Annotated in this window: 2 protein-coding genes and 1 pseudogene; 2 read left to right on the forward strand and 1 reads right to left on the reverse strand. The window is 49.6% G+C overall.

Features of this window, described 5'->3' with window-relative positions; all coding sequences use genetic code 11:
• Positions 1 to 288 precede the first annotated feature (288 nt).
• Entirely contained in the window at positions 289 to 1,737 is a 1,449-nt protein-coding gene (locus tag QZQ08_RS09665) for an APC family permease (RefSeq protein ID WP_296331451.1), read from the reverse strand.
• Between the two features lie 362 nt (positions 1,738 to 2,099).
• Here QZQ08_RS09665 and QZQ08_RS09670 point away from each other — a divergent pair, with 362 nt between their 5' ends.
• Both QZQ08_RS09670 and QZQ08_RS09675 read left to right on the forward strand, forming a co-directional pair.
• Positions 2,100 to 3,380: a M18 family aminopeptidase gene (locus QZQ08_RS09670; RefSeq protein WP_296331452.1), complete on the forward strand. Its 1,281-nt coding sequence runs from the start codon at positions 2,100 to 2,102 to the stop codon at positions 3,378 to 3,380.
• An 18-nt stretch (positions 3,381 to 3,398) separates the two neighbouring features.
• Positions 3,399 to 3,895 (forward strand): annotated as a pseudogene (locus QZQ08_RS09675) (C-terminal binding protein); the annotation flags it as partial.

Here is a 3,895-nt window from a genome sequence, read left to right on the forward strand (position 1 = left end):
TCTTTACCTACGTATGATTTGGAATCCCCCAAAAATACGTGAAGAACCCTTTTTTTATTCGGCGCTCAAATCGCGCCGATTGATGCAGCTATGTGTCATCATTGGCTTTTAAAATCGCCTAGGAATGATAAGAAACGTGATTTCGAAAAGACAATGGGCGCTGGCCTTCCGGTCTTTTGCCTTGCTTATTTGAGTAAAGATAAGGAGCGGGACACTGTTGGGGGCCAGCCTTACAGCTTCGATGAAAAAGGTGCTGCCGTGGCAGCACCTTTCATGGTTCTTTTTTAGTTATTTTGCCAGTCGTTCCCGTTCCTTTTTGGCAAGGTAGGGAAGGATGACGCCGATACCAAACAGTACGAGGGGAGTCAAGATATTAAGGGTAAATTGGAAGGTCCAAGCTGGCGAATAGGCTGCTACACCGCGAGGGAACATCCCCATGAAGCAGGCATAGGCCGTAAAGAAGAAGCACCAAGCACCGGCCATTTTTCCGACGGCCGCGCTTTTGACAAAATGATAGTCAGATTGGAAGCGGTCCTGATGTTTTTTGAGCATCATATAAGCATAAAAGACCCAAAGGTAACGCAGGGGCATGCAGACAGCATTTAGACGCATGAGCCAGTTGTAGAGGCTTGTCATATCGCCAATACCGAGAGCTGGCACGATGATGAGGATGCCCACAAGCAGTGCAGTCAATTGATAGCCTGTAACAGGAACCCCACGGCTGTTGATTTTGCGGAAGCGTTCAGGAACGAATTTTTCATCAACGTCAGCCAGAAGGATCTTGATGGGCGCGTCAATGGAAACAGCCAAGGTCGAAGCTTGTCCAATAAGGGTGCAGAGAGCAAAAATAACGACAAAGGTTTGACCGACGCCGTAGTATTCCCCCAATTTTGCAAAGCAGTAATAGGAGCCATTCATCATGAGGTCCTTGGGAACATTCTGGGGGTCAAACATGAGTCCCATGGCAAAGGTACCCAAAATTGCTGTGACACAGACCATGACGGTCATGAAAATCATGGAACGGGGATATTCACGGCTGGGGTCCTTGAGGTTATTGACATAGGGGGAAAGACGCTCGCAGCCGCCGACCGCAAAGACGAGGATGGCAAGGGTTGTCATATAGTCAAAGTCGAAGGCGGGCATGAGGGTTTCCATATCAAGACGATAGGTAAAAGTCTTTGCTTCTGTAATATAGGGAGCCGCGAGGGCCAACAGAATGTAAAGAAAGGACATGATGACTTTTGTTGACCCTGCCAGGGCGCCGATGTGCTTCAAGGAGCGGATGCCCCGAGAGGCATACCATAAAAAGAAGAAAAAGAGAATGAGGGCAATGGATTGAAGCATCAAGGGTGACATCATTTTTGTCAGCGAACCATTGCGAAAAATGGCCCAGCCCAAGGCGACGAGCATGCTTTGCGGTTTTTGCGCTAAGTAGGGCATGTGGCAGATCCAGTAAGTCCAGCCAGCAAAATAAGCCAATTTAGCGCTCGACGTGGACCGAATCCAAGAAGAGACGCCGCCTTGGCTGTCTTTGAAGGTGGAACCCATTTCACCGACCATGAGTGTGTAAGGAATGAAGTAGATGGTGAACATGATGATCCAACTGATAACGGCTTTGAGTCCCTGATTGGCGTAGCCATTGACGATGTTGCCAAAGCCCCAGACTGAGGAAAAGGTCATGAGACCCAGGGCTTGCCAGGTAAGGATCTTGTTCTTGCTGGATGTGGGTTGATTCATTGCGAATACCTCCTAGTGGAATGAGAGTGGAAATAGGTGAACCATATGAAATTACCATTATCTTAACAGAAAATTTTGCAAATTGCTACAAAAAAGTCAATTCTTGACCTTGGGGTTCCTTTCCCATTATAAAAATCGGTCCAACGGCCGTTCAACAGTGAGGGCGCTGCGGCAAGCGGTCCTCTTCTTCTTGTGACCTTTCATCTTAAAAGCAAGGAAGCTGGTAGGTTGGGGGGGAGGAAGGCGCCTCCTGCACCATGTAAATCAGTAAAGCCTATTGAGGAAACCCAATAAATCAAGTACACTGTAACAAGAGATATCGTACCAGAAGTCAATTCAATAACCAAAGGAGGAAATTTTCCATGAACCAAACCATCAAGTCCCTGCTTTCTTTTATCAAGACCAGTCCATCGCCCTATCATACAGTCCTTTCCAGCAAGGCCGTTCTTGAACAAGCGGGCTTTGCGGAACTTAAGGCAGAAAAGGACTGGAAGCTGAAACCCAATGGCAAATATTTTGTCACCGTCTTTGATTCCTGTCTCCTTGCGTTTAGGACGGGGAAGAAGGGCACGCGGGGCCTAAAGCTTGCGGCGGCCCATACGGATTTCCCCTCTTTTCGTCTGAAACCTGCCCCCGAAGTACGGACCCAGGGGTATGGTACGCTCAATATTGAAGGTTATGGCGGAATGATTGTGAGCACCTGGATGGATCGGCCCCTTTCCCTTGCTGGCAAGATTGTGACCCGGACCGAGGATCCCTTTCAGCCCAAGACCCATTTTGTCGATTTTGGACGGCCTCTTCTTACCATGGCCAGCCTTGCCATCCACATGAACCGTGAAGTGAATGATGGTTATAAATGGAACAAGCAAAAGGACATCCTGCCTCTGGCCGCACTCATCGGGGAAGACGAAAAAGAGGGTGCGTTCTTTGAAAAGTTCCTGGCAAAAGAGCTCGGTTGCAGTGAAAAGGATATCCTTTCCTTTGATCTTTCAACTTACCCGACAGAAGATGGCTGCACCTTTGGGTTACGTGATGACTTTGTGTCGTCTCCGCGTTTGGATAACCTCACAAGCTGCAAGGCCTGCCTTGAAGGTATCGTGAACGGCAAGGTGGAAAAGGGTATTGCTCTTATCGGCCTTTTTGACAATGAAGAGGTGGGGAGTACAACAAAGCAGGGGGCCAATTCCCTGGTCCTTCATAATACTCTGCACCGGATCTACCAAAACCTTGGTCTTACGGAAGAGGCGCTTTTTGAGGACCTGGCAAAGGGTTTCATGCTGAGCATCGATGTGGCCCATGCTTTCCATCCGAATTACAGCGATAAGTGTGATATCACAAATCGGCCTGTCCTTGGCCAGGGATTTGCTCTCAAACAGGCCTGCAGCCAGTCCTATGCTGGTGACGCGGAGGCAGTTGCCGTAATCAAGGGACTTTGTGACAGAAAAAATATTCCCTACCAGCTTTACGTCAACCGCAGTGACATCAAAGGTGGCAGTACACTTGGTTCCATGGCTTCTGCCATTACTCCAATCCGTACCATGGACCTTGGTGTGGCGCTCCTTGCCATGCATTCGGCCCGTGAAACAATGGGCGCCAGCGATCAGAAGGCATTGGAAGATTTAGTCACGGAATTTTTTGCATAAGAAAGGAGAGCGGCGGCCATGGTCGTTTGGATCATCGATGAGGAATGGACTGCGTACGATGTGGAAATATCCCTTCTTACGAAGGCCTTTCCCGGCGTCACTTTCCGCCGCTCTTCCTATGCTTTTTGGCATGACCTTGAAAAATTTGGCGGCACTGTGGATGGCCTCATTGCCCAGGTGAATGTCCCCCTCGGTGACGAGATCTTCATCAAAATGCCCCGTCTTAAAGCCATTTCCCTCTATGGAACAGGCTGCGAAGCTGTGGACCTTGAAGCTGCCCAAAAGCGCGGCATCGCCGTGCGCAATGTGGCCGGATACGCGTCTGAGGATATTGCGGAATATGTCATCATGGGCATCCTTTTTCTCGTGCGTCGCATGCCTTTACTCCTCAAGCGCGGCGAAAACTCCCCGTGGGGCGTGCGAGCCATTCCCGTCCTGCCGCACCGTCTTTCATCTTATTTTCATCTAAATGCGGGCTGGATACTCCGACCTCTTAGGTCGGGGAGGAAGCCCGC

This window comes from uncultured Acidaminococcus sp. (genome assembly GCA_900538365.1).
GTDB lineage: Bacteria > Bacillota > Negativicutes > Acidaminococcales > Acidaminococcaceae > Acidaminococcus.